Origin of the sequence: Dolichospermum compactum NIES-806, assembly GCF_002368115.1 — a bacterium.
Classification (GTDB): domain Bacteria; phylum Cyanobacteriota; class Cyanobacteriia; order Cyanobacteriales; family Nostocaceae; genus Dolichospermum; species Dolichospermum compactum.
Window position 1 is genome coordinate 2843760 of the sequence record NZ_AP018316.1, and the last position, 24816, is coordinate 2868575.

Annotated in this window: 26 protein-coding genes and 2 pseudogenes; 12 read left to right on the forward strand and 16 right to left on the reverse strand. The window is 39.7% G+C overall.

What is annotated here, in order from left to right; genetic code table 11:
• Positions 1–109 precede the first annotated feature (109 nt).
• The 12 genes and pseudogenes from CA730_RS13435 to CA730_RS13490 all read right to left on the reverse strand — a co-directional run bounded on the left by CA730_RS13435 (position 110) and on the right by CA730_RS13490 (position 9943).
• A complete protein-coding gene (locus tag CA730_RS13435) occupies positions 110–2266 on the reverse strand; it encodes a polyribonucleotide nucleotidyltransferase (protein ID WP_096667982.1) in 2157 nt (718 codons plus the stop codon).
• Between the two features lie 405 nt (positions 2267–2671).
• Positions 2672–3088: pseudogene (locus CA730_RS13440) on the reverse strand (Uma2 family endonuclease); the annotation flags it as partial.
• Between the two features lie 58 nt (positions 3089–3146).
• A complete protein-coding gene (locus CA730_RS13445) occupies positions 3147–3917 on the reverse strand; it encodes a serine/threonine protein kinase (protein ID WP_231939831.1) in 771 nt (256 codons plus the stop codon).
• Positions 3918–3928: 11 nt separating this feature from the next.
• Positions 3929–4990 (reverse strand): IS4 family transposase, encoded by a 1062-nt coding sequence (locus tag CA730_RS13450; protein ID WP_096666161.1) that lies wholly within the window; start codon positions 4988–4990, stop codon positions 3929–3931.
• 29 nt (positions 4991–5019) lie between these two features.
• On the reverse strand, positions 5020–5313 hold the full coding sequence (locus CA730_RS13455; protein ID WP_231939832.1) for a hypothetical protein: 294 nt from the start codon (positions 5311–5313) through the stop codon (positions 5020–5022).
• 414 nt (positions 5314–5727) lie between these two features.
• Complete coding sequence (locus tag CA730_RS13460) at positions 5728–6231, reverse strand: YceD family protein (RefSeq protein ID WP_096667984.1); 504 nt, start codon at positions 6229–6231, stop codon at positions 5728–5730.
• An 86-nt stretch (positions 6232–6317) separates the two neighbouring features.
• Positions 6318–6833: a Jag family protein gene (locus tag CA730_RS13465; RefSeq protein ID WP_096667986.1), complete on the reverse strand. Its 516-nt coding sequence runs from the start codon at positions 6831–6833 to the stop codon at positions 6318–6320.
• Positions 6834–6835: 2 nt separating this feature from the next.
• Positions 6836–7981 (reverse strand): membrane protein insertase YidC, encoded by a 1146-nt coding sequence (yidC, locus tag CA730_RS13470; RefSeq protein WP_096667988.1) that lies wholly within the window; start codon positions 7979–7981, stop codon positions 6836–6838.
• A 339-nt stretch (positions 7982–8320) separates the two neighbouring features.
• On the reverse strand, positions 8321–8707 hold the full coding sequence (locus CA730_RS13475) for a PH domain-containing protein (protein WP_027401334.1): 387 nt from the start codon (positions 8705–8707) through the stop codon (positions 8321–8323).
• Positions 8694–9083, reverse strand: a complete 390-nt coding sequence (gene rnpA / locus CA730_RS13480; RefSeq protein ID WP_096667990.1) for a ribonuclease P protein component — start codon at positions 9081–9083, stop codon at positions 8694–8696. Before rnpA ends, CA730_RS13475 begins: the two co-directional genes overlap by 14 nt.
• Positions 9084–9113: 30 nt before the next feature.
• Positions 9114–9248 carry a 50S ribosomal protein L34 gene (gene rpmH, locus CA730_RS13485; RefSeq protein ID WP_015209090.1) on the reverse strand — a complete coding sequence of 45 codons (135 nt, stop codon included), beginning with the start codon at positions 9246–9248 and terminating at the stop codon, positions 9114–9116.
• A gap of 188 nt (positions 9249–9436) precedes the next feature.
• Complete coding sequence (locus CA730_RS13490) at positions 9437–9943, reverse strand: DUF2808 domain-containing protein (protein ID WP_096667991.1); 507 nt, start codon at positions 9941–9943, stop codon at positions 9437–9439.
• 840 nt (positions 9944–10783) lie between these two features.
• Here CA730_RS13490 and CA730_RS13495 point away from each other — a divergent pair.
• From CA730_RS13495 to CA730_RS13510, 4 genes and pseudogenes are all read left to right on the forward strand, one after another.
• Entirely contained in the window at positions 10784–11938 is a 1155-nt protein-coding gene (locus CA730_RS13495) for a Re/Si-specific NAD(P)(+) transhydrogenase subunit alpha (protein ID WP_096667993.1), read from the forward strand.
• A gap of 147 nt (positions 11939–12085) precedes the next feature.
• Positions 12086–12379 (forward strand): NAD(P) transhydrogenase subunit alpha, encoded by a 294-nt coding sequence (locus CA730_RS13500; protein WP_096667995.1) that lies wholly within the window; start codon positions 12086–12088, stop codon positions 12377–12379.
• Complete coding sequence (locus CA730_RS13505; RefSeq protein WP_096667997.1) at positions 12376–13779, forward strand: NAD(P)(+) transhydrogenase (Re/Si-specific) subunit beta; 1404 nt, start codon at positions 12376–12378, stop codon at positions 13777–13779. Before CA730_RS13500 ends, CA730_RS13505 begins: the two co-directional genes overlap by 4 nt.
• Before the next feature lie 94 nt (positions 13780–13873).
• Positions 13874–14812, forward strand: a pseudogene (locus tag CA730_RS13510) (transposase); the annotation flags it as partial.
• A 209-nt stretch (positions 14813–15021) separates the two neighbouring features.
• On the opposite strand, the gene CA730_RS13515 reads toward CA730_RS13510, so the two are convergent.
• The 3 genes from CA730_RS13515 to CA730_RS13525 all read right to left on the reverse strand — a co-directional run bounded on the left by CA730_RS13515 (position 15022) and on the right by CA730_RS13525 (position 16874).
• Positions 15022–15462, reverse strand: coding sequence for a type II toxin-antitoxin system VapC family toxin (locus CA730_RS13515; RefSeq protein WP_096667999.1), 441 nt, complete (start codon positions 15460–15462; stop codon positions 15022–15024).
• Positions 15459–15749 (reverse strand): hypothetical protein, encoded by a 291-nt coding sequence (locus CA730_RS13520; protein ID WP_096668001.1) that lies wholly within the window; start codon positions 15747–15749, stop codon positions 15459–15461. The genes CA730_RS13515 and CA730_RS13520 overlap by 4 nt, the downstream gene beginning before the upstream one ends.
• 315 nt (positions 15750–16064) lie before the next feature.
• Positions 16065–16874 (reverse strand): DUF3800 domain-containing protein, encoded by an 810-nt coding sequence (locus CA730_RS13525; RefSeq protein WP_096668003.1) that lies wholly within the window; start codon positions 16872–16874, stop codon positions 16065–16067.
• A gap of 129 nt (positions 16875–17003) precedes the next feature.
• On the opposite strand from CA730_RS13525, the gene CA730_RS24395 reads away from it, so the two are divergent.
• From CA730_RS24395 to CA730_RS13545, 5 genes are all read left to right on the forward strand, one after another.
• Positions 17004–17219 (forward strand): hypothetical protein, encoded by a 216-nt coding sequence (locus CA730_RS24395; protein ID WP_231939834.1) that lies wholly within the window; start codon positions 17004–17006, stop codon positions 17217–17219.
• Positions 17220–17257: 38 nt separating this feature from the next.
• Positions 17258–17479 (forward strand): antitoxin family protein, encoded by a 222-nt coding sequence (locus CA730_RS13530; RefSeq protein WP_096668005.1) that lies wholly within the window; start codon positions 17258–17260, stop codon positions 17477–17479.
• A 3-nt stretch (positions 17480–17482) separates the two neighbouring features.
• Positions 17483–17878 (forward strand): type II toxin-antitoxin system VapC family toxin, encoded by a 396-nt coding sequence (locus CA730_RS13535; RefSeq protein WP_096668007.1) that lies wholly within the window; start codon positions 17483–17485, stop codon positions 17876–17878.
• 425 nt (positions 17879–18303) lie between these two features.
• On the forward strand, positions 18304–18555 hold the full coding sequence (locus CA730_RS13540) for a type II toxin-antitoxin system Phd/YefM family antitoxin (protein WP_096668009.1): 252 nt from the start codon (positions 18304–18306) through the stop codon (positions 18553–18555).
• On the forward strand, positions 18548–18823 hold the full coding sequence (locus CA730_RS13545) for a type II toxin-antitoxin system RelE family toxin (protein ID WP_096668011.1): 276 nt from the start codon (positions 18548–18550) through the stop codon (positions 18821–18823). The genes CA730_RS13540 and CA730_RS13545 overlap by 8 nt, the downstream gene beginning before the upstream one ends.
• 361 nt (positions 18824–19184) lie before the next feature.
• Here CA730_RS13545 and CA730_RS13550 read toward each other — a convergent pair whose 3' ends face one another.
• Positions 19185–20285: a serine/threonine-protein kinase gene (locus CA730_RS13550; protein ID WP_096668013.1), complete on the reverse strand. Its 1101-nt coding sequence runs from the start codon at positions 20283–20285 to the stop codon at positions 19185–19187.
• A gap of 470 nt (positions 20286–20755) precedes the next feature.
• Between CA730_RS13550 and gatB the strand changes: the two genes are divergently transcribed.
• The 3 genes from gatB to CA730_RS13565 all read left to right on the forward strand — a co-directional run bounded on the left by gatB (position 20756) and on the right by CA730_RS13565 (position 24619).
• Entirely contained in the window at positions 20756–22237 is a 1482-nt protein-coding gene (gene gatB, locus CA730_RS13555) for an Asp-tRNA(Asn)/Glu-tRNA(Gln) amidotransferase subunit GatB (RefSeq protein ID WP_096668015.1), read from the forward strand.
• A gap of 411 nt (positions 22238–22648) precedes the next feature.
• Positions 22649–23890, forward strand: coding sequence for a bifunctional ornithine acetyltransferase/N-acetylglutamate synthase (argJ, locus tag CA730_RS13560; RefSeq protein ID WP_096668017.1), 1242 nt, complete (start codon positions 22649–22651; stop codon positions 23888–23890).
• A gap of 111 nt (positions 23891–24001) precedes the next feature.
• Entirely contained in the window at positions 24002–24619 is a 618-nt protein-coding gene (locus tag CA730_RS13565) for a Uma2 family endonuclease (protein ID WP_096668019.1), read from the forward strand.
• Positions 24620–24816: the final 197 nt, after the last annotated feature.

The window sequence follows — 24816 nt, forward strand, 5'->3', positions numbered from 1 at the left end:
ATAACTAACTTACTACCAAAATCACCGTAACGATGCCTACTAGCAAGGCATCGCGGATTTTAGATTTGCGATTGATCTGTAATCTAAAATCTAAAATCCAACCAGCGATTTAATGGTTTACCGCTGCTGCTTCTCGTGCTGCTGCGGCTTGATCTGGGTGAATACCTAAGCGTGTTAGGTTAATTCGACCCTTATTGTCAATTTCTCGCACTTTGACAATCACCTCATCACCAACAGCTACTTCATCTTCAACCTTACCAACGCGATAGTCAGCAAGTTGAGAAATGTGAATCATGCCTTCTTTACCGGGCAAGAATTCCACAAAAGCGCCAATGGGTATAACCCGTGTCACACGACCGATATAAACATCCCCTTCATGGAGTTTACGAGTCATGCCCTGAACGATGTTCCGCGCCCTCTTAGCTCGGTTTTCATCAACGGCGGAAATGGTGACAGTACCATCATCTTGAATGTCAATTTTTGCACCAGTTTCTTCAGTGATACCCTTAATGGTTTTACCACCAGGTCCAATCACCAGACCAATCATGTCAGGATCAATCTTAATTGTTAACAGACGTGGGGCAAAGGGTGAAGTTTCTTCCCTGGGGGTGTCAATCGTCTGGAGCATTTTTTCCAGAATGTGTAACCGAGCAGGTTTAGCTTGGTTGACAGCTTGGGCAATTACTTCTAAAGACAAACCAGATATTTTCATATCCATTTGCAAAGCTGTAATTCCGGTATCTGTACCAGCAACTTTGAAGTCCATATCACCCAAAAAGTCTTCAATGCCTTGGATATCGGTGAGAATTCGCACTTCGTCCCCTTCCTTAATCAAGCCCATTGCCGCACCACTCACAGGTTTGGTAATGGGTACACCTGCATCCATTAGGGATAAACTAGAACCACAAACTGAACCCATTGAAGTTGAACCGTTGGAAGAAAGCACTTCTGAAACTACGCGAATTACGTAGGGGAACTTGTCTTTGGGTGGTAATACAGGTAATAATGCCCGTTCTGCTAATGCACCATGTCCAATTTCCCGTCTACCAGGGGCGCGTAATGGTTTGGTTTCACCGACAGAGAAGGGAGGGAAGTTGTAGTGATGCAGGTAACGTTTAGTTTGTTCTAGTTGCAAGTCGTCGTTCAGATTTTGGGCATCTCCAGGAGTACCAAGGGTACACATGGATAGTACCTGAGTCAGTCCCCGGTTAAATAAACCGCTACCATGTACTCGCTTGGGTATAATCCCAACTCGACAAGAGATAGGACGAACTTCATCAAGTTTACGACCATCTACGCGCACGTTATCTTCGACAATTTGACGACGCATGAAGTATTTGGTAATGCTTTTAAAGGTATTACCAAGGGCTTTGGAGTCGGCTGTGGCAGCGATGCGAATGGGGTCTTCTTCTGGTAAAGCCTTGATTTCATTAGAGATATTATCTTTAACTGCATCCAAAGCAATATCACGGTCAGTTTTAGTTAACTCAAATTGCGCCAAGATTTTTTTGATCTCATCACTGGCGCGATCGCGGATATAGTTTTCTAAAGTTTGATCTGGTTCTGGTGGTGCTTCTTGCACAAGTTTTAGACCTAGTTCATCCAGCAAATCTAACTGTGCTTGAATTAAATCCCGAACTGCTTCGTAGCCAAAATCAATCGCTTCAATAATATCTCGCTCTGGCAATTGATTTGCACCCGCTTCCACCATGATTACCCCATCTGGAGAACCGGCAACGATTAAATCCAAATCTCCCGCTTCAATTTCTGCGTAGGTAGGGTTAATAATAAAATCATCACCCACTAAGCCTACTCGCACTGCGGCCATTGGTCCATTAAAAGGAATTTGGGCAATCAGTGTTGCAATTGAAGCACCTGTAACTGCTAATACATCGGGGGGGACTTGCTCATCCATTGACATGGTGATTGCCACAACTTGCAAATCATCCCGCAACCATGAAGGGAATAAAGGACGGAGTGGACGGTCAATCAGACGACTGGCAAGAATTGCCTTTTCCGGTGGACGACCTTCCCGGCGCATAATTCCCCCAGGAATTCTTCCTGCTGCGTACAATCTTTCTTCGTAATCAACGGTCAGTGGCAAAAAATCAATGCCTTCCCGCGCTGCTGACCTTGTAGCCGTTACTAAAACAGTTGTATCTCCTGATTGTATCAAAACCGACCCACCTGCTTGGGGGGCTAGTAGGCCAACCGTCAGTCGAATATCCCGTCCATCAAAGGATATTGACTTTTCAAATTCTGCCATTCAGTTTTTTTTCCTTCTCTTACGCGATTCTCACTCTGTGGCAATCCTAACATTTATGCAGTCTAGACGGCTTCTGTAATGAACAAACATAAAACAAAATTCTTTAAGTTATGTGTACAACGGGCTTCATATCTGGGTTTGTTCCCTAAGTTATATTTTTCAGAACGATTTAATAATATTTAATCAAGCAATTAAGATGCAATTAGCTGTATTGCATCCTACCCTGTCATTAAAAAGTAATGGTAAAAAAACGCATATCATTTCTTGACACTCTTTTTAAATCCTGGATTATAAATTCATATTTTGTTGACACAAAAGAAAAGTGTTGATCTATTCTGTTATGTTAAACTCAGGGGAAACCATTTCACCTGTTAGGTTACGCTGTTGCTTAACCCAACAACAGGATTAAATTGTATCAGGATCTATATTTAATTCCCGCAGTTTTGCTGCTAAACGTTCTGATTTTCTCGCTTCTTTTTCTGCGGTTTCTTCAGGTGTGGGAACTAGCTCTCCTTCTGGCGTAAAATACCGTAATAGTCCTTGATAAATTCCTAAATATAACCCTAGCTGATGACTCCACAACTGTCCTTGGTGATTTTGTTCTAAAGGTTGATATTCTCCGTCTACTAAATGAAAACCTGCAAATTCTAGTGTATAAGGGTCGAACCAAAAATAATCAGGTGTGCGGAAAGTATTTTGATAAAGTTCTTTTTTATATTCTTTATCTGTATTAGCTGTAGTTGGTGAGAGAATTTCTAAAATGAAATTAGGATATTTACCATCTTCTTCCCAAACTACCCAACTTTTACGGGTTTTGCGTTTGGGGGAAATATTACATCTGGGGAGATATTTTCTTTGCATTCTAATTCTTGAGTAATCATCATGATAGTTTAACTGAAATCCAAGCATGATTATCTGGTGTATGTGGTGGGTCTTGAGGATGGGGTGCTACTTCCCATTTACCTTCTAATAAAGTATCTGGTATAGAATTTTCTATAGTAATATCCCTTCTTAATTTTTCCCCCAGCCTATTCGCTTTAAACTCTAAAACCGTCTCACTAAAATTAACCCTTGGTACACGAATAACATCAAGGGGTTTGAGTGATTCTAAAGCTAATTCTGCATTAGTAAATCGGTCTTTTTGTTTCGGTTGTACCATCTTTTCTAACCAACCGATAAACCGCAAACTTACCTGGGGTAAAAGATGACGGAAATTAATGACATAAGGATCATCTGCATCTTGTAATTGATCTATTTTTGTTGACTTAACTCCTGTGATTAAACAGATTAAAGTTACACCCAAAGCATACAAATCTGTAGCATTTGTCGGTTTAAACATTTGCTCTGGCGGAATGAAACCAGGAGTTCCTTTAAATACACTACTTCCAGCCACATCATGACTACCAATACGAGCAAAACCAAAGTCAATTAAATAGACATTGATTTGTTCATCTACTAAAATGTTTTCTGGTTTGATATCTCGATGAATTACCGACGGCATCCGATTTTGTAAATATACCAGAATTTCTAAAATCTTAACTGCAATTTGTTTAATTTCCTCTGGTGAAAAGCTGCGAGGTTCTGCTAAAGTAGAAGCATGAATATACTCTTGAACTAAACAAAAACCATCGGAGGTTTCAAAGGAATGCAAGTAACTGGGAACTAAGTACAGGACAAAAAATTGAGAGAGAGAAGAAAGTCGTCATATTTCAAATCTAAATCAGTAACAAGAGAACGCAGATAATCTAAACCGTAACGAAAAACACTTTTAGCAAAAGGTCCATGTTTCTTGATTTTGATAGGTTGGTGTTGATGCAACCATTCTCCAGTCTTGACAGCCCAACACATAGCTAATGACAGTAAAGCTAAGAGCTTACTCAATCGGTTAGAATCAATAAAATGTGTAGATTCCAAGCAAAAACCACGAGTTTTAAACATACCGAACAAAGTTTCAATCCCCCAACGACGGCCATAGTCAGCAATTATGGTTTGGGGAGAAGTATCAGAAATCACGATTAATAACTTGCCATCATCAAGACGTAAACCAGCTACATAAACTGAACGACCCCAGACCCAACGACGAGTAGATAAAACCTGAGATTCACCCGCAGCCAGATGAGCAAAAATGACGCTACCTGGAAGAGTCTTTTCTGTATCACTAATTAAATCAGTGTGACGAATCCTGATTCGGAATGGAATATTTGGTTCAAGCAGTAAATAACTTAACCATTCTGCCCCCACGAATTCTCTGTCAGCACTGATATAGTCAACTTGTGCATCTGGGAACAGTTGTCCAAATCGGTCAAGTAAATCCATTCGTTCATCCGTGTTGGAGTTACCTTTCTTCTCCAATATCTGCCAAACTAGGGGGTAAGCGACACCATTATGTACTACTCCCAACATGAGGATATTTAACCATATTTGACCAAAACGCCATTCAGTCCGGTCAATACTTAACACCCAAGGCTGGGGAATGTTCATGATTTTTACAATCATTTTCGCTATGACTGCATAATCTATATCAAAATCTCGGAAAAATCTTTGCAACCGTTTGTAATTGGATTCGTTTTTAGCACAGTTGCGAAAACCAGTTGCTAATTCTACCAAGTTCACTGTCTTTACTCTTAATAAAGATATTAAAAATAACGCTAAAAAGCTTAGACGCGCTCCATGCCATTCCAAATGTGGTTTTAGTGTGTCTCGTAATAGGTTAATCTGGTTCATAGGGGTTTCTTTGATTGTGTGGTAACTTTCTATGAAACCCTTTCTCTGTTTCCTTTGCAAGCTTTTTCTCTATTTTTTGTCCTGTACAGAGAACTGGGAATACCAGGATGATTTAATCCTTTAAGTACCTGTATTTCTCGTGCGTGGGCTTCTGAACCAGACCAACTTGAACCCGCTTGAGCAAAACAAAACTGTTTGATTACTTCTGGTTGGTTTGTGTTAAGATTTGTTGCTAACCAAGTAATTCTACCACCTTCGCGGTTGCGTCCTAGTTCTCTAATAACCTGATAGCCTTGTTCTTGGAAATCTGGGTAGCTGCTCATATTTCTAAAAAGGAACAAGTATAATATAGGATTTACGCATTGACAAGATTCCCCAAATATGTGACGTAAATTTTATCCCTTGTAGGGTGCGTCAGACACGATATCTTGACAAAAAAACAGATTCCCTCTATCTGACGCACCCTACTCAATAAGTTATTCCCAAAGCCGAAAACGACGCAATTTCGTTCATTCATATCATGGTAAATTTGTACAGTGTGTAAGTCCTAACTGATTTTCTTACACCGAATTCAGGTTTCTTTCCTATCCCTAACGGGACCCTACGCGAACATGGTTCATTTCTCTGTAATTAAAAACTCCACAAAGATAAAGAATCCTTGATGAGCTTAATAAAGTATTAACAGCTTTTACCGAGCCATAAATAATTAAGCCATAACGCACCAAATAGTAAATTTACTAATTATCTGGAAGTTGTTTTTTCAAAGCATCTAATAAAGCCCAACGGCTATCCGTAGGTGGTTCAGAAACAACAGTATTCAAAATACCTGGACAATTAAGGTTACATAATTGACGCTGAGGCAGTGCTAAACACATCTGCTGATAGAGCCATTCACCGGGATCAAAATGACCATCAGGTGCTAAGGTTTCCAGTAAATCCTCTACAGCAACTTCCATTTCTAAAGGCAAATCTTCCGTTTGATTAGCAGTTTCATCTAACCAAATAACTTCCTGAGTATCAAGAACCAGACGATGGTTATACTGCTGCAAACAGCGGTTGCAAGTACAGGTAACAATTGTTTCTGCCTGAGATGAAACTTCTAAATAGTTACCCTGATGTTTAACCTGGATAACTCCGCGAACGGGTGTCAATGTTTCTAGTCCAGGCAGAAACTCTTGAACTTGAATTTCCTCTGTCCGCTCCGGGGCTTTAGATAGCTGCGGAATAAAAATAGCGTCCATAGGATTTGTGAAATACCATCAAAGTTGATCATTGGTAATGGGTAAATGGTGATTGATAAAATCATCACCTATCCCCTATTCCCTAATTATGGTGTGACTGCTTGACGAACAACTAAATGACGATGAGGTTCTTTGCCGCGACTGAAGGTTTCTAAATCCGAAAATTCCTGCAATAAAGTGTGGATTTGTCGGCGTTCTGAGGAACTGAGAGATTGAAGTTCTACCTCTCTTCCAGAAAAACGGACTTCTGCGGCAGCAGTTTCAGCTAAAGTGCGGATTTCGGCTTCTCGTCTCACCCGATAACCATTCAATTCAATCGTGTAAGCTGTCTGATTTTCTTCTGGTTGATTTAAGTTTAGAACGGAATTTGCTAGATACTGAATACTATCTAGCACCGAACCACCAGCACCAATTAAAATCCTAATTTGTTCTGATGTTAAATTGGTTTGATCTATTGTCAACCAGTAGCTTTCTTCTGCTGGTGCATCTTGTCCTGAAGATGGCTTAGTTTCTAAATTAGCCCGTACTTGAGTAGATACACCAGTCAGAAGTAGAAAATTTTGTAGCCATTGTTCACTACTCTGCATAGAAATGTCGCTCATAATCAACCGGTAGCCTTTTTCTTAGAACTTTTGGGTTCAAATGGCAACGCTTTTACTTCGATGGTTTGGGCTTCTTTCTCTTGTGAATCTACGATTTTCTGAATTTCTTCTGGTAGAGGTTCACGGGAGAGAATATAGGTTTGGACGGTTTGGAAAACGTTACCAATTACCATATACATAAGTACCCCAGCCGGTAGGGGAAAGAATAGGAACATCCCAGAAAAGATGACAGGGGTAATTTTATTGACTGTATCTTGTTGAGGGTTGCCACCGCTGGAATTTTGTCCAGACAGCATTTGGCTCACATAAAGGCTGATACCAAAGAAGACAATCATCCCCACAATATCCCAGTGGATTGTGTTATCAGCATCAATAGCTCCAACTCGACCCAAAGCATCAATAAAGAGAAATCCTTTATCTGCTGCTAGTCCGGGAATAGTGCCTTGAATGGTCACGTCTCCGGGTTCTAGAGCCTCTATATTGCCTTCGGCATCAATTTTAACCCTTTCTTCACCTTTAGTGATTTTCCATTCAGGTGTCAATTTAGTTTCAGGGTGTTCTACTAAGAGCGAATCAAATGGTTTACCTTCCACTGTTTGATATTGAATCTTAGTCTTTTCTCCCACTGTTAACTTATTACCGCCTGGTAAGATGGCAGAAATGGGAGTATGTTCTCCATCAGCAATATAAATATTTTGCGGAGAAGTGGCAAAGGCTTGAGGTTGAATGCGCTCAATTTGTTCTTCAGGGAAGATTTGCAGGTTAACGGAATAGTTAACGCCGGAAAAAGGCGAACCCCGCAAAGTGGCAAACAGTGCTAGTAATACTGGCATCTGCAAAAGTAGAGGGAGACATCCTGCTAAAGGATTACCAAATTCATTTTGGACCTTGAGCATTTCCTCTTGTTGCTTTTGCTGATCGTCTTTATAGCGTTCTTTGATTTCTGCCATGCGCTTTTGCATTAGAGGCTGCACAACTTTCATCCGTCGCATACTACGGATAGAGCCGGCACTCAGGGGATAGAGTGCAAAGCGGATAATCAATGTTAATGCTACTATCGCCAACCCATAGCTAGGGACAAAACCATAGAAAAGGTCTATGATTGGCAACATCACGTTGTTCGAGAGAAACCCGATACCAAAATCCATTATTCTGAATTCAACCTGCGGTACTTTGACACTCCCACCCCGGTTGGGAGTGGGACACTTAGTTAAGCCTATCCTCTGATTAGAGGCGGTTCTCTCCCAAGCTTTTGCTCTATATTGTAGAGGTTTTTGTTAAGCATTGCTGTGACTATCCACAAGCTATAGAAGTTAAGGATAGCCACACATCAACTAAAAATGTGAATGTTAAAACAGCCGTCAGTGGTCAGCCGTCAGCCGTCAGCGGCTTTTTTAAAAGGGATTTAAACCCCATCTCCATAAGAATTTAAAACCAGAATTAGCTTACTAGCTGATGACTGAATGCTGATAGCTTGTTAACGTGACTCATTTAGGATTGCTATATTGGGGATTTTTAGCAGCAATTTTTTCATTAATGTAGTCGTAGACTTCCCGAAAATTGGGAACAGCCCGCATTTCGATGAGAGTACCATTTTTGAGGGTGACTGCCATATCTCCCCATAGTCCGATGGCACGGGGAACTTTGACAACTTTCACTACTTCTGAATAAATTACATCATAGCGATCGCGTCCCATCCAACCACCAGTTACACATATCCTTCGATCTGTGATGCGGAAGCGTAGCCACACTGCCCTGACTATTGCTCCCACAGCTAAGGGTATACCTACTACTGTTAGCCCAATGAGCAGGTTAAAAATCAAATCCCCAATGTGGGGACCACCCTCATAATAAACTTCTTCACGAATACCCATTTAATACCTCAGTTTGTGCCAACAACTGCTCTAATTCTTGCAGAAATTTCTGGGTTTCGCACTCAGATTCTATTGTTGTTGGTTTCACAATTAATACTAGCCGCCATCCTGGGAGTAATTTAGGCAATAATTGGTGTAATGCTGCTGTTATTTGCCTTTTGATTTTGTTGCGAACAACGGCGCGTTTACTAACTTTTGTACTAATAGCAATCCCAATTTTTGTGCTAGGGGGGGCAGTATCCAAAGAAGGTTCTGTGGCAAGAGTAGGTTTTAAAGCTCTCAGGGTGAAATGAGAACTATGTCGCCGAATTCCTTCTCGGAAAACTGCCTGAAAATCCTGACGGGATTTGAGACGATATGCTTTGGGCAAAGCCACAACAGTTGTTAATTGCTGAATTTTATTACCCTAAACGCTCAGACGATGCCTTCCTTTTCTTCTTCTGGCACTAATCACGTTTCTGCCGTCTGGTGTCCGCATTCTGGCACGAAATCCAGATGTTCTTTTTCTCTTACGGCAAGTGCCGCCCAGTGTTCTTTGCATACGTTTCTCCTCTTAGGCGATTTTCATAAAAAGTCACAATCTGATATACTACCACTTTACAGGCAATAAAAACATATTTCTGGATGGAGTTGTCCGTTGTCCGTTGTCCGTTGTCCGTTGTCCGTTGTCCGTTGTCCGTTGTCCGTTGTCCGTTGTCCGTTGTCTTTTGCCTCTTCCCTGTTTCCTGTTCAAGTAATACTGATAATCCACGTACCAATATAACGTAGTAATGGGACATCACCTGGAGAAAGAACTTGACATTTGAAATAGTAAACTCCCCCAAAAGCTGGATTCTGTACATTGGATAAGACTAACTCGACTTTGCGACCGGCGGGAACTGGTTCTTCAGGAAATATTTGAATCACACCACCTTCTTTATCCCATTTGACTTCCGATAGGGGGACTTTTTTACCTTTAACTAAGACTTCAACACTTTTGGGATCAAAAGTTCCCTTGTAATAATCAGGATAAGTAATGGCAAATTGAGCTACTGCGAGTTTCATTTGTTTGGCAGGAACTCTGAGTATATAACGATCTGTGCTGTTGGTTTGTCCGCCAAAATCTAACCGAAAGGGTAACTGATTTTCACTTTTGACCCCACTAAAAAGTGTTAAGCCATTCTGGGCTAAAGTTATCGCTGGTAAACCCGCTAATAAAAAGCTAGTCACAGCTAAGGCAGAAAGTAGGCGTTTCATAAATTATGTTTCCTCTAGTTGGTAGTTTGTAACGAAGTATCAGTATTTGTAACTAAACTTTACTACTATATGCTTGACAATTGACGTTAGTGAAAGATAAAAGTGCCTTTTTAGCGAAAACTTCCATTCCTAAAGTTAAAATTATTATAGGGTTTACGCACTGTACCAACCTGCGATGAGGTAAATAAACGAAATTGTGTTGTTTTTGGCTTTGGGAATAAATTATTGTGAGTAGGTGTTTATCGGGTTTGACGCTGCCGACAAGAGATAAAACCTACCTTCCGCACCCTAAACTGTCACACAACGAAAATTGGTCGTTTGGAGATTTGGTTTTAGCGAACTGCTTGCAGCAGCGCTTCGCTATCGCCTACCAATATTTCTTGGTTTTGGTACAAAATACAACATTAAATGGGGATAAAAATCATAAAAAACCGATTGTGACACCGGGGGGTGCGGAATGTGGGATAAAATCCAGATTGTATCTTTGATATATTGCTAAAGGATAATTTTTATTGCTAATTATAAATATTTTAGTATACAAGTATATTTTAAATAAGTAAAACTTTTAGAGTGAGATTTTTCCCAAATATAAAATAATCTGAAGAACAATATACAAAATGTAGATATCGGCATAGGATGTGCGATAACTAATTCTACTTATAGCTATTTTGCAAGGATGATATTTGCATATTATCAAGTTGAGATTGTGAATAGATCCCAAGTATAGCAAAAACAAAAAGGTCGAAAGTTCTATCTACAAAGGTAATTCATGGTTAATCATCCCCACAGCTTAATTAATAGTTAACGGGTGATGTTAAGTATTTATTTCTAGGAGATTTCATGAAAATAGCAGTTGCGAAAGAAATAGAAGTTTGTGAACGGCGTGTAGCTTTAATTCCCGACACCGTAGCCAAATTAGTCAAACAAGGTTTAGACGTTTGGGTAGAAGCAGGGGCGGGAGAAAAAGCATTTTTCAGCGATGCTGACTATGAAGCAGCAGGTGCTAAAATTATCGGCAATTCTGCTCAATTATGGAGTGAAGCAGATATTTTACTCAAAGTTAGCCCACCCCAAACCAGAGAAGATGGCCGGACAGAAATTGAGTTACTTAAATCCGGTTCTGTATTAATTAGCTTCCTCAATCCTCTGGGAAATCCCGTAATTGCCCAACAATTAGCAAATCGGCAAATTACAGCTTTGAGTATGGAATTAATCCCCCGTACCACCAGAGCGCAAAGCATGGATGCCTTGTCTTCCCAGGCTTCTCTGGCGGGCTATAAAGCCGTATTGATTGCGGCGGCGGCATTACCGAAATATTTTCCCATGTTGACGACTGCGGCAGGGACAATTGCTCCCGCCAAAGTATTTATTATGGGGGCAGGTGTGGCAGGATTGCAAGCGATCGCCACCGCAAGAAGGCTAGGAGCAGTAGTAGAAGCCTTTGACATCCGCCCAGCCGTCAAAGAAGAAGTGCAAAGCTTAGGGGCGAAATTCGTCGAAGTCAAACTCGAAGAAGAAACCGTCGCAGCCGGTGGTTACGCCAAAGAAATTTCAGAGGACAGTAAAAAGCGTACCCAAGAACTAGTAGCCAGCCACGTCAAAAACTCCGATATCGTCATTACCACCGCCCAAGTACCAGGAAGACAAGCCCCCAGACTGGTGACAGAAGAAATGGTAGCGCAAATGAAACCCGGTTCAGTAATAGTAGACTTAGCCGCAGAACAAGGTGGAAACTGCGCTTGTACAGAAGCAGGTAAAGATATTATTTGGAACGGGGTAACAATTATCGGACCAATTAATTTACCCTCATCAATGCCAGTACACGCCAGCCAACTGTATGCAAAGAACGTTACTTCATTAATGCAACTGTTGATTAAAGATAAAGCCTTAGAAATCAACTTTGGTGACGATATCGTTGACGCTGCTTGTGTTACTCATGGTGGAGAAATTAGAAACCAACGAGTAAAAGACGCTTTGCAAGCGGTAGCGGTTTAGTTGATACAAACAAAGCTCAGGCGATTAGAAATCGCGGCTACACAGGCAAAGTCCGCCTGCGCGGACTAATAACTTATTCTTGCTCTCTGCGCCTCTGCGCCTCTGCGCCTCTGCGTGAGCCAAAAATCCAAAAATCCAAAAATCAACATGACAGAAGCATTACTTCCAGCCTTATTTGTCCTCGTCTTAGCCTCTTTTATAGGCTTTGAAGTCATCAACAAAATTCCCCCCACATTACACACCCCGTTAATGTCCGGTTCAAACGCCATTTCCGGTATTTCCGTAATTGGTGCAATCCTGGCTGCTGGGGAAAGAAACACGAATTTATCAGTCATTCTCGGTTTAATCGCCGTAATTTTGGCAATGGTTAACGTTGTCGGCGGTTTTTTAGTTACTGACAGAATGCTGCAAATGTTTAAAAAAAAGGAAATTAAAGCATGAGCGACTTTTTACCAACTGGGATTCAGCTAACTTACTTAGTCGCTGCATCATTATTTATCCTGGGTTTGAAAAAACTCGGTTCTCCTGCTAGTGCAAGAAACGGTAATCTTGTCGCTGCGGTGGGGATGCTATTAGCAATTGTCGCCACAATGCTAGATCAGCACGTATTAAATTATGAGATGATTTTGGTAGGCTTGGCTATTGGTTCGGTAATAGGCACTGTTATTGCTTACAAAGTGCAAATGACGGAAATGCCCCAAATGGTGGGTTTACTCAACGGTTTGGGTGGTGCTTCTTCCGCACTTATCGCTGTGGCTGAATTTTGGCGGTTATTAGATAGTTCACAGCCTATCCCCCTCGATGTCAACATATCTATGTTATTGGATGTGTTAATTGGTGGCGTGACTTTAACAGGTAGTTTTCTCGCTTTTGCCAAATTGCAAGGTTTAATTAGCGGTACTCCCATTACTTTTCCTTTGCAGCAACCTTTTAACATCCTGCTTTTAGGTTCTTATTTAGCGGGAAGTGCCTATTTAATCAGGACACCAGATAGCCTCCCCGTATTTTTAGCTGTGGTGGCTGTTTCTTTGGTGTTGGGTGTGATGTTCGTCCTCCCCATTGGTGGGGGTGATATGCCGGTGGTAATCTCTCTGTTAAACTCCCTCTCCGGTGTGGCTGCGGCTGCGGCTGGGTTTGTGGTGATGAACAATATGTTAATCATAGCCGGTGCTTTGGTGGGGGCTTCTGGTTTAATCCTGACGGAAATTATGTGTAAGGCTATGAACCGTTCTTTGTTCAGTGTCTTATTTAGTGCTTTTGGTTCTGTCTCTACTTCTAGTGGTGGTGCGGCTGCTGGTGCTAGTGATCAACCTGTTCGCAGTATTGATGCGGAAGAAGGGGCGATGATGTTGGGTTATGCCCGTTCTGTGGTGATTGTCCCAGGTTACGGTATGGCGGTTGCTCAAGCACAGCATAGCGTCCGGGAGTTGGCTGATCAATTAGAGCGCATGGGTGTGGATGTGAAATATGCGATACATCCGGTGGCGGGGAGAATGCCGGGACACATGAATGTATTATTGGCGGAAGCTAATGTGGCCTATACGCAGTTGTATGATATGGAGGATATTAATCCCCAGTTTGAACAGGCTGATGTGGCGTTGGTGATTGGTGCTAATGATGTGGTCAATCCGGCGGCGCGTAGTGATAAAAATAGTCCTATTTATGGGATGCCGATTTTGGAGGTTGATCGCGCAAAGCAAACTATTGTGATTAAGCGCGGTATGAGTGCTGGTTTTGCTGGTGTGGATAATGAGTTGTTTTATAAGGCTAAAACGACGATGTTGTTTGGTAGCGCTAAGGATATGGTGGCTAAGTTGGTTAGTGAGGTGAAGCAGCTTTAAGAGAAACGAACCACGAAGACACGAAGAACACGAAGAAAGAAATAAAGAAAATTAGCTTGCTTTGGGGGTTTGATATTCCCGGAGCAAGTTTTTTATTAGATATCATCTCAATAAAATTAACAATTTTGAGGAATTAGAAGCGCAAATCAATCAAGCATTAAAAAGTCGAATTCCTTTAGGATTAAAAAAACGGTGTTTAAAAATAGCGATTGATTTAAATTTAATTTGTTATTATGGTCAACCAACATCGTCAGAATTACCCTACATATATCGAAGTGAAGCTAAATCTGGTACTAATTCATTTTATGCCTATGCCACTTTATATGTTATTAGTAATAATAAGCGTGTAACTCTAGCAATAAGAGGTGTTCGCCAATTAGATACTAGTGTGGCTTTAATTACTTATTTATTAGCCGAACTTGAATCCCTAAAAATAAATGTAAAAAAACTCTATTTGGATAGGGGATTTTTTAATACTCCTGTAATTATATGGTTACAGGCATTAGATATTCCCTTTCTTATGCCCGCTATCAAGACTGGAAAAAAAGGAGGAATCAAACAATTCCTCAAGGGTAAAAAAAGTTATAAAACTACCTATACCATTACAAGAGATAAAGATGATTTCGTCACATTTGATTTATGGGTTGTCTGTAAATATAGAAAGGGAAAGCATAAAAAGTATGGAGTTCAATATTTTGTTTATGTTGCTTATAAGGTAAAAACAAATTTAAATTACATCTATCAAGATTATCGAAAAAGATTTGGCATTGAAACTAGTTATCGTCTGAAAAATATTTGTCGAATTAAGACGAATAACAAAAATCCAGTCTTGAGATTACTATTCATTGGAATATCCTTTCTTCTAATTAACATCTGGGTGAATCTACTATGGCTCAAAATCAGTCGGAAAAGGAAAGGTAGTAGATTAATTTATCGCACACTTTTTACATTCAAACAGATGTTAGCCTTTTTATCTCAAGCCCTACAGAGGAAATATCAAGTCGTTGAAAGCATTTATATTCCATCCGGTTAGCGTCAAGAAATTATTAACCAGCTAATCATAAGTAATTATTATCTGTTCTTCGCGTCTTCGTGGTTCGTTAAAAAAGGGATGTTGGGAAGTTGAAGGGGTGCGATCGCTATTTGGGGAGGTTGAGGGAGTGCGATCGCTGTTTGGAAAGTTTGGAGGGATGCGATCGCTGTTTGGGGAGTTGAGGGAGTGCGATCACTCTTCCAATATGATTAAACAATACTACGTGGATCAACAACTACAATATCCGAAAAACCCTTAAAATCATCAACATTAAATGTTAATAAATGTGTAATATTATGAGCTACCATAGCCGCAGCTAAACGTGCATCATGCACCTGTTTTCCCATCACTTGATATTTAATAACCAGAGATTCCCACTCAGTAAAAATTTGTGGTGTATCTAACTCCAATATAAATATCTTTTTAAGTTTTTCGCTTTCTTCTTCAGCTTGAGTAATAGATAAACCTAATCCATTTTTATCAAGAGGTCTTGTAGCAACAGCCCAAAATTCAATTATATTTTGTGGAATAATACATAAAAATTCACCTTGCTTTTTGAGCTTTAAAATTGCCCTTTGAGTATCAAGGTGCATGGGACTATTTTTTTGTACTAAACGCAGTAAGATATTAGTATCTACCAGATATTTCATAACATTTCATCTTCTCTGGTATAAATACTATCTCGACTAATAGCCGCATCTGAAAGTGGTGGTGCTACAGCAAAAGCAGAACTATTGATTAAATGCATTAGTGCTGTTTCCCAATCTTCCTCAGTTGTTACTTGAGAAAAAGATTTTTCCTCTTGATTTTTTAAACTATCTTCAATCAAAGATTCAAGATAAGATTCAATTGATAAACCTTGTTTAGTAGCTTGGGTAATCAGACGAGCTTCTATTTCTGGTTTCAATTGTAGCTGTATAGTTTTATATTGTTTCATATTCTTAGATTCTAGTTAATTAATATCAAGTAAAACTTATGATTAACTTGATATATTAAAAGTATATCAGATTTAAGCAGATGTTAATTACACTGTTTTCTTCTTTCTTCCCTTCGCGCTCTTCGTGTCTTCGTGGTTCGTTAAAAAAGGATGTTGGGAAGTTGAGGGAATGCGTAAGCGTTGCGCTGCTGCAAGCAGTTCGCTCTACCATATTGACAATTAACAAATCAGAAGATAATATAAGGGTAGGCATAGCCTGGGGGTAGTCGTATGACTGCCGCATCATAAACCGCTCACGTAGCGGTTTTGTTGTTTTTAGGGACTATCAAAGCAATAATACTTAATTCCCAAAGTAGTAACTTGATCCTGTTGTAACCTACAATCCACAAGCAAGTTAGCATTTTTAAGAGCTAAAAACGCCTGATTATCAGGATTGTCTTTACTCCGAACAACTGGGTACAAACACAAATCAGCAATTTGCATGATCGAATTAGCTTTTGTCTTGCTGTCTATTCCTATTAACAGTTTTGATAAATCATTAGCAGATAAAGGTGAATATTTATCAGATGTTGCAACATTAAAAGATTGACCTTTAGCTCTTAAATCATAAAAATATTGTTTTAGCAGATTATCTTCATTTTTACCTGCTGCTTCAAAATAAACCATTAAACTACCATTATTAATAGCTGCATACTTAGCACTACGTTCTATTAAAATAGAAAATGCACTTTTCATCATCTCCCAAGTATTCTCACCATACTTTTCTAAATAGCGATTGAGATATCCTTGTCGAGATATAACACAAGAATGAACAACTATAGGACAACTAATTATAGTTTGTGTTAAATCTTCCAGAAATTGCTCTTGTTCTACTTTTGATAGTTTACCTAACCAAGCAAAGCCTTTTTTCTTGGAGCGTATTTCGTTACCATGCAAAGGTTGTTCTTGAAGAATACTCCAGCGAGTTTTAAAATCTGATACTAATTGTTTAATTATTTGTTCATCATTCCTTTTAATCAAAACCCCACCCATAGCAAAAATAGGACATTGATCTTTAGGATTTGGTTTGGCACTACCAGATTCATCAATATATATAATAAATTCAATATTATCTTGTTGATTCATTTTTTAATTTTGTTACATTTAATAAATTTCCTAATAGTATTACATATTTAATGGCAAAAAGGGATACTTGACTAGAAAATATAAAATTCGCTCTTTCTTCTCTTCTTCCTTCGTGTTCTTCGCGTCTTCGTGGTTCGTTTAAAAAGAGATGTTGGGAAGTTGAAGGGGTGCGATAGCGAAGCGCTCCGTAGGAATCGCTGTTTGGGAAGTTCAGGGGATGCGATCGCTGTTTGGGAAGTTTGGAGGGATGCGATCGCTGTTTGGGGAGTTGAGGGAGTGCGATCGCTTTTGGTGAGGTTGGAGGGGTGCGATCACTGTTTGAGGATGATGGGATTTAGGAGATAGTGCTATAATTCAAATAATCAAATTCTAGAATAAATTCTATGCCAGTAGAAGCCATTTATGAACAAGGAACATTAAGATTATCACAACCGATAAAACTAGCAGAAGGAAGTAAAGTCCAAGTAATTATCATTCCTCTAGAATCTAATTATCAACAGAAAAAAACATTAGAAATTTTACAAGAGATTGCTGAACTTCCTTTAGAGGGAAAAACAGATCCTTTTGACGGCAAAGATCATGATCAAGTTTTATATTGTCAATAGTTTATGATTTTTGTAGATACGGGTGCTTTGTTTGCTAGTGTTGTTCCTTCAGATTCCAACCATAAAAACGCTATTTTATGGTTAACGAATAATACACATTCTTTAGTAACAACTGATTATGTAATTGATGAAACATTAACTTTATTAAGAGCAAGAGGAGAAACCAAAAGAGAAATTATTTTAGGTGAAGCTTTCTTCTCAGGCAAATTAGCAACTATATATTATTTAACAGAAGAAGATATTCGCTCAACTTGGCAGATTTTTCGTGATTATTCTGACAAAGAATGGAGTTTCACAGATTGTAGTAGTAAAGTTGTCATGAACAAGTTAGATATTATCCAAGCATTTTCATTTGATTATCATTTTCGTCAATTTGGTGTTTTTCAAGTCGTTCCGTAATGTATCGTTTTTCTTTTGTCTCTGGATAGCGATCGCTGTTTGGGAAGTTGAGGGGGTGCGATAGCGTAAGCGCTGACTTGTCAGTTCGCTGTTTGGGGAGTTGAAGGGGTGCGATCACTTTTGGGAAGTGGAGGGAGTGCGATCGCTTTTGGTGAGGTTGAAGGGATGCGATCGCTATTTCTCTGTGTCCTCTGTGTCCTCTGTGTCTCTGTGGTTCGTTAAAAAAGGATGTTGGGAAAGTTGAAGGGGTGCGATCGCTTTTGGTGAGGTTGGAGGGGTGCGATAGCGCAAGTGCTGACTTGTCAGTTCGCTGTTTGAGAAGTTGAAGGGATGCGATCGCTAAAAAACTTAAATTTTGTACAATTTGTCAAAAACAGACAAATAATCTATAATCTTATGTAACCCTATAAATTTTGCGAGGTGCTATGTCTGTCATCAGTGCAAGTGAAGCGCGCGCTAATTTTCCCGATATTATGAACCGTGCAGAATATCGTGGAGAAAGAATTTTAATTCAGCGTCATGGTAAAGCTGCGGTAGCGATAATTAGTATTGAAGATTTAAAACTATTAGAAGCAATAGAAGATGCAATAGATTCAGCTAAACTACGACGTGCAATAGAAGAAAACGAAGGATTTACCACTATAGAAGAAATCATAGCTAAATATCCCAATGAGTGAACGTTATACATTGAGGATTGCTAAAACTGCGGAAAAAGACTTATTAGACTTACGGCCAAAACAATATAAACAAGTTGTATCAAAAATTCTCTCGCTTCAGGGTCATCCTCGTCCTCAAGACTATGCAGCTTTAAAAGGTTATCAAGGTGGTTATCGTATTGATCAGGGTGAATACAGAATTTTATATACCATTGATGACGATAATAAATTAGTTGATGTTTTTCGAGTTGGTAAACGTAATGATGATGAAGTTTATAAGAATTTGTAACTTGATCGCTATTTGGGAGGTTGAAGGGGTGCGATAGCGTTCGCGGTAGCGTCTCGAAGAGATAGCGCGACCTAGGAATTGCTGTTTGGGAGGTTGAAGGGGTGCGATAGCGAAATTAATCTAAATCTCCTTTAGTCAAACCAGCATCTTTCAAAATACTTTTCAGTGTACCCGTACCCGTAGGATGAATTTTTACAATACGCTAAAAGCATTAATTTAACCCTGATTCAAGAATTTGTAATTGGTGAAAATTCCCGAATTCATAATGCTCCCGAACAATGCCAATATTGGGGATTTTTGTTTCATGTATAATGAAAATTTTCAGCATAAATTTCGTTGGAAGCAGATATTTTCCCACTTATTAATCATTATTAAGAAACTTGGATTTTAATTCTTCTAATTCTTTATCTATAGGATTATTGCTAGGAGATTGTGGTTGAGAATTAACGTTTTTGGGTTGAACATTACCACCTGTAAATTGAGTTTTTAGTTCTTGTAATTCTTTCTCAATTTGACTGGAAGTTTTCACCAAAGCAGGAGGTGGAGATATGGGTGGAGTTATTTGTTTGGGGGGTAAAGATGATGATTGAAATTTCAAATCTTTGATCACTTCATCAACTGTTTGATAGCGGTGACTGGGGATGGTTTCTACCATTTTGTTAATGATTCGACTCAATTCTTGACTCACAGGAGTTTTTAGATATTGTCCCCATATCCAAGCTGCGTTATGGGTATCGTAGGAGTCGAAAGGCGATCGCTCTGTTAACAGATTGATACAAGTTACCCCTAAACTATAGATATCACTGGCGAAAAGTGCCTTCCCACGTATTTGTTCTGGAGCGACATACTCAGGACTACCTATGCTTGTTCCCGTGCGATTTAGGGCTGTTCCTGTGGCGGATTTGGCGGCTCCAAAATCAACTATAACTAATTTGCGATCGCTATGACGACGAATAATATTTTCTGGTTTAATATCTCGGTGTATAACTTGTTTACCATGACAAAATTGCAGCACTGACAATAAATCATTCAGTAATTGCCGAATTTGCGTTTCATTGAAGGCCCCATTTTGTTCTAGTTCTTGGTATAAATTTAGTCCATCAATAAATTCCTGAACCAAATACTTTCTGTCATCTTGGCTACAATATGCCAACAGAGCAGGAATTTGGGAATGTTGTCCCAAGTCATCCAACTGTATAGCCTCTTGCTTAAATAACTCTATAGCCTTTTGTACCGTATTTGTCCCCTGAGCTTGGGGAAAAAATTGCTTAATTACACAGGGTGGCTTTGAGGGTTTATCCTCATCTACAGCTAGAAAGGTTCTCCCAAAACCACCTTGTCCGATGGGTTTGATAGCACGGTAGCGTTCTTTTAGGAGTAATTTTGTGCCACAGGTTTGACAAAACTTAACATTATCAGTGTTTTCTGGCTGAGAACAATGGGGATTGAGACAATAACTCATAATTAGGAGTTAGGAGTTAGGAGTTAGGAGTTAGGAGTTAGGAGTTAGGAGTCAGGAGTCAGGAGGAGGAAGAAGAAGGAGAATATAGTAGGAATAGTCTCAAATCGGGGAAAGTGATAGGTAAATGAACGGTTTCAAAGCGTATTCCTTGCACCTGATTCATCTTTTTTAACCCAGAACTTTTTAATATATCTAGGTTTTTGGTTTATATGGCGATCGCTACGCTATCAGCAAGCCATAATCAAAATAAATGATACTTATCCTTATTGTGGCTTGTGCTTTGCAAAAAAGTAGTTATGAATTTCAATACCTTAGCTCACAAGAGATTATTACCCCCCCTCATTCTCTTCTGACTTCTGAATGGGCGCAGGCCTTGCGCCCCTACTTCCTGAATCAATAGCGCCCTACCCTTAATATCAACACAAAACCGTTAAAATAGTACCAAATCAGAAAAACTGTAAAATTTGGATATGACCACAGCCACACCCGTAAAAACTGAATATGAAGCGATTATTGGTTTAGAAACCCATTGTCAACTCAGCACCAATACCAAAATTTTCTCCAACAGTTCCACAGCTTTTGGTGCTGACCCCAATACTAATATTGACCCTGTGTGCATGGGTTTACCAGGAGTTTTACCCGTACTTAACGCCAAAGTTCTCGAATACGCCGTGAAAACTGGTTTGGCTTTGAATTGTCAAATCGCTCGGTATAGTAAATTTGACCGCAAACAATATTTTTATCCTGATTTACCCAAAAATTACCAAATTTCTCAATATGATTTACCCATAGCTGAACATGGTTGGATAGAAATTGAATTGGTAGATGAAGCGGGAAACCCCAGCCGCAAACGCATTGGGATTACTCGTTTACACATGGAAGAGGATGCGGGAAAACTCGTCCACGCAGGGAGTGAAAGACTTTCTGGTTCTACCTATTCCCTCGTAGATTATAACCGTGCGGGGATTCCCTTGGTGGAAATTGTTTCTGAACCAGATTTGCGGACAGGACAAGAAGCGGCTGAATATGCCCAAGAACTGCGGCGGATTGTGCGCTATCTTGGTGTCAGTGATGGGAATATGCAAGAAGGATCTCTGCGTTGTGATGTGAATATTTCTGTCCGTCCGGTGGGACGTGAGCAATTTGGCACTAAGGTAGAAATTAAGAATATGAACTCCTTTAGTGCGATTCAAAAAGCGATTGATTATGAAATTGAGCGCCAAATCGCGGCTATTGAATCAGGAGAAAAGATTGTTCAAGAAACTCGGCTTTGGGAAGAAGGTTCACAACGTACCAGCAGTATGCGAGTGAAAGAAGGTTCTAGTGATTATCGTTATTTTCCTGAACCTGATTTAGCGCCCATTGAAGTCACCCAAACAGAATTGGATTCATGGTTAAGTGAATTACCCCAACTACCGGCGAGCAAACGCCATTATTATGAAAATGATTTGGGACTTTCGGCTTATGATGCGCGAGTCTTAACTGAGGATAAACCAGTTGCGGACTATTTTGAAAGTGCAATCTCTAAAGGTGCAAATCCCAAATCTGCGGCTAACTGGATTACTCAAGATATCGCTGGGTACTTAAACAAACAAAAACTCACCATTTCCGAAATTAAACTGACTGCTGTTAACCTAGCTGATGTGATTACTCGCATTGAAAATGGGAAAATCAGCAACGCTCAAGCTAAGGAAAAACTCACAGATTTACTCAATGGTGTTTCCCCAGAAGAAGCCTTTGCTGGTCAAGAACTGATTTCAGATCGTACCATTCTTGAACCTATCATTGATGAAATCATCGCCGCTAATGCTCAACAAGTCGAAAAATACCGCAAAGGTAACACCAACCTCAAAGGCTTTTTCGTGGGACAAGTCCTGAAAAAAACCGATAAACGCGCAGAACCCAAACTCACCAATCAATTGGTAGAAGAGAAACTCAATGCACCAATGTAGGGTAACACCCCCATCCTGAGAATGATATAATGTGACAATAAGACGCAACTTGATTATCGGGAGAGCTAGTTTAAATTGGCTCTCTTTCTTTTTAGAGGCAATGGGTAATGGTAATGGGTAATGGTAATAGGGAACAACTGACAACTGACAACTGACAAAAATAAAAAATAGGGGGTTTGACCCCTTGGTGCTAGAATCATATAATGTGCTAAGTAGATGCACCCTGATGATTTTAGAGAGCTATCCAAGTGGCTCTCTTTTATTTGTTTTAGGTTTAATTTTCGTGATTAAAAAAAGATTGTCATCAACAGATAAACTCACTTATAGACATAAATACTGGACGCTGATATCAAACCAGAGGCGGAAAGTAATTGAGCAGCAAACGCGATATAGATAATTGTGAGCAAAAATATGGCAGATTGGCAAATAATTACTGGTGGTGTGACAGCAGCGCGGGGGTATAAAGCAGCGGGAATTACAGCGGGACTAAAAGCTTCGGGATTACCAGATTTAGCCTTAATTGTATCAGATGTGGAGGCGATCGCTGCTGGTGTATTTACCACTAGCCAAGTTAAAGCAGCTTGTGTAGATTACTGTCGTCAAGTATTACAAGGGAAACATAGCGCTAGAGCCATCCTTTGCAATGCAGGACAAGCCAACGCCGCAACAGGTGAACAAGGCATTAAAGATGCTCAAGAATGTGCAGACTTGTTAGGTCAAGAATTGGGTATTAACCCAGAATCCATTTTATTAGCTTCCACCGGCGTAATTGGTCAACGGATTAAAATGGATATTTTGCGGGGTGGTATCCCCAAAGTAGTTGCAGAACTATCAGAAACAGGTTCAGACGCAGCCGCAGGAGCAATTGTGACTACAGATTTAATCACCAAATCCATCGCCTTAGAAACCATTATCCATGACCGTCCAGTGCGAATTGGTGGTATTGCTAAAGGTTCAGGAATGATTCACCCCAACATGGCGACAATGTTAGCCTTTGTTACCTGTGATGCGGCGGTCTCTTCGACGCTTTGGCAACAAATGTTAACCAGAGCCGCAGATAGAAGCTTCAATTCTATCACCGTCGACGGTGACACAAGTACAAATGATTGTTTAATTGCTTTAGCAAATGGTCAATCTCGCACCCCAGCAATTACCGAAATGGGGGCAGAAGCCCAGAATCTAGAAGCTATGTTAACTTATGTATGCCAGCATTTAGCGAAAGCGATCGCTCGTGATGGTGAAGGGGCAACTTGTTTAATAGAAGTCCAAGTCAGTGGCGCTCAAGATGAATTATCAGCCCGTCAAATCGCCAAAACCATTGCAGGTTCATCTTTAGTCAAAGCCGCCATTTTTGGTCATGATCCCAATTGGGGACGGATAGCGGCTGCTGCCGGTCGCGCTGGAGTCCGATTTGAACAAGAAAACCTCTCTGTTAAATTAGGGGATATTTTACTATTTGAAACTGGTCAACCTTTACCTTTTGATAAAGCCGCAGCTAGTGCATATTTGAAAGCAGCAGCTAATGGTCAATATCTGCAATCAGACACCGTGTTAATTTCCGTCGGTGTTGGTAATGGTCATGGCACAGGTCAGGCTTGGGGTTGTGACTTGAGTTATGATTATGTGAAAATTAACGCTGAGTATACAACCTAAAAAATCGGCGTTGCTGCTTAACTTCTAGTTGCAACGCCAATAGTTCTTAATCTGAGTTGAGGTTTGACAATGCCGCTATAATATTTTTATTGTCACCAATACTCAACACCCATGATTCAAACTTTATCTAAAGTTACTACCTTTGAAGAATTTGTCGCTGGGCTTCCTGAAAATACCGGGGTACGTTACGAACTACATAATGGGAATATCATTGAAATGGCACAACCAGTAGGAGAACACGAAGAATCAAAAGGGTTTTTAACGATCAAGCTAAGTGGTATAATTGAGCGGTTAGAACTTCCCTATTTAATTCCCAACCAAGTTCTGGTTAGACCAGAAGGTAAAGATTCTGGTTATTTTCCAGATGTGTTAGTGCTAAATCGTGAAAATCTAGTAAACGAAAAATTATGGAAAAAAGAATCTATCCTGAGTAATGGTGCATCTATACCTTTGGTGATTGAAATTGTCTCAACTAATTGGCGTGATGATTACCATTTGAAATATGCTGATTATGAGGAAATGGGAATTTCTGAATATTGGATTGTAGATTATGCAGCTTTAGGTGGAAGAAATTTTATTGGTAATCCTAAACAACCGACAATCTCTGTTTGTAATTTGGTTGATGGAGAATATCAAATTAGTAAGTTTAGAGATCATGAACGGATTATTTCCCAAACTTTTCCTGGATTAGATCTTACAGCAAATCAAATTTTTCAAGCTTCTGTATAATAAAATCATAAATTATGAATAAATTTTTCCATCACATAAGTAGTTTGGCGTTGAAAATTGTTGTTATAGCAAGGCAATAGGCAATAGTAAAGAAGTTTTCAGCGATTTTACGTTTCTTTACAAAGTTTGGTTTTATTGTGTTCCCCTACTTAGATTGATTATTGGGTAAGAAAACTTCCGTTAAGTCGCACGGTTTA

Bases quoted from the DNA above. Each gene is read 5' to 3' on its own strand.
- CA730_RS13435 (WP_096667982.1), bottom strand. From the start codon at position 2,266: ATGGCAGAATTTGAAAAGTCAATATCCTTTGATGGACGGGATATTCGA.
- CA730_RS13450 (WP_096666161.1), bottom strand. From the start codon at position 4,990: ATGAACCAGATTAACCTATTACGAGACACACTAAAACCACATTTGGAA.
- CA730_RS13455 (WP_231939832.1), bottom strand. From the start codon at position 5,313: ATGAGCAGCTACCCAGATTTCCAAGAACAAGGCTATCAGGTTATTAGA.
- CA730_RS13460 (WP_096667984.1), bottom strand. From the start codon at position 6,231: ATGGACGCTATTTTTATTCCGCAGCTATCTAAAGCCCCGGAGCGGACA.
- CA730_RS13465 (WP_096667986.1), bottom strand. From the start codon at position 6,833: ATGAGCGACATTTCTATGCAGAGTAGTGAACAATGGCTACAAAATTTT.
- yidC (WP_096667988.1), bottom strand. From the start codon at position 7,981: ATGGATTTTGGTATCGGGTTTCTCTCGAACAACGTGATGTTGCCAATC.
- CA730_RS13475 (WP_027401334.1), bottom strand. From the start codon at position 8,707: ATGGGTATTCGTGAAGAAGTTTATTATGAGGGTGGTCCCCACATTGGG.
- rpmH (WP_015209090.1), bottom strand. From the start codon at position 9,248: ATGCAAAGAACACTGGGCGGCACTTGCCGTAAGAGAAAAAGAACATCT.
- CA730_RS13490 (WP_096667991.1), bottom strand. From the start codon at position 9,943: ATGAAACGCCTACTTTCTGCCTTAGCTGTGACTAGCTTTTTATTAGCG.
- CA730_RS13495 (WP_096667993.1), top strand. From the start codon at position 10,784: ATGAAAATAGCAGTTGCGAAAGAAATAGAAGTTTGTGAACGGCGTGTA.
- CA730_RS13500 (WP_096667995.1), top strand. From the start codon at position 12,086: ATGACAGAAGCATTACTTCCAGCCTTATTTGTCCTCGTCTTAGCCTCT.
- CA730_RS13505 (WP_096667997.1), top strand. From the start codon at position 12,376: ATGAGCGACTTTTTACCAACTGGGATTCAGCTAACTTACTTAGTCGCT.
- CA730_RS13515 (WP_096667999.1), bottom strand. From the start codon at position 15,462: ATGAAATATCTGGTAGATACTAATATCTTACTGCGTTTAGTACAAAAA.
- CA730_RS13520 (WP_096668001.1), bottom strand. From the start codon at position 15,749: ATGAAACAATATAAAACTATACAGCTACAATTGAAACCAGAAATAGAA.
- CA730_RS13525 (WP_096668003.1), bottom strand. From the start codon at position 16,874: ATGAATCAACAAGATAATATTGAATTTATTATATATATTGATGAATCT.
- CA730_RS13530 (WP_096668005.1), top strand. From the start codon at position 17,258: ATGCCAGTAGAAGCCATTTATGAACAAGGAACATTAAGATTATCACAA.
- CA730_RS13535 (WP_096668007.1), top strand. From the start codon at position 17,483: ATGATTTTTGTAGATACGGGTGCTTTGTTTGCTAGTGTTGTTCCTTCA.
- CA730_RS13540 (WP_096668009.1), top strand. From the start codon at position 18,304: ATGTCTGTCATCAGTGCAAGTGAAGCGCGCGCTAATTTTCCCGATATT.
- CA730_RS13545 (WP_096668011.1), top strand. From the start codon at position 18,548: ATGAGTGAACGTTATACATTGAGGATTGCTAAAACTGCGGAAAAAGAC.
- CA730_RS13550 (WP_096668013.1), bottom strand. From the start codon at position 20,285: ATGAGTTATTGTCTCAATCCCCATTGTTCTCAGCCAGAAAACACTGAT.
- gatB (WP_096668015.1), top strand. From the start codon at position 20,756: ATGACCACAGCCACACCCGTAAAAACTGAATATGAAGCGATTATTGGT.
- argJ (WP_096668017.1), top strand. From the start codon at position 22,649: ATGGCAGATTGGCAAATAATTACTGGTGGTGTGACAGCAGCGCGGGGG.
- CA730_RS13565 (WP_096668019.1), top strand. From the start codon at position 24,002: ATGATTCAAACTTTATCTAAAGTTACTACCTTTGAAGAATTTGTCGCT.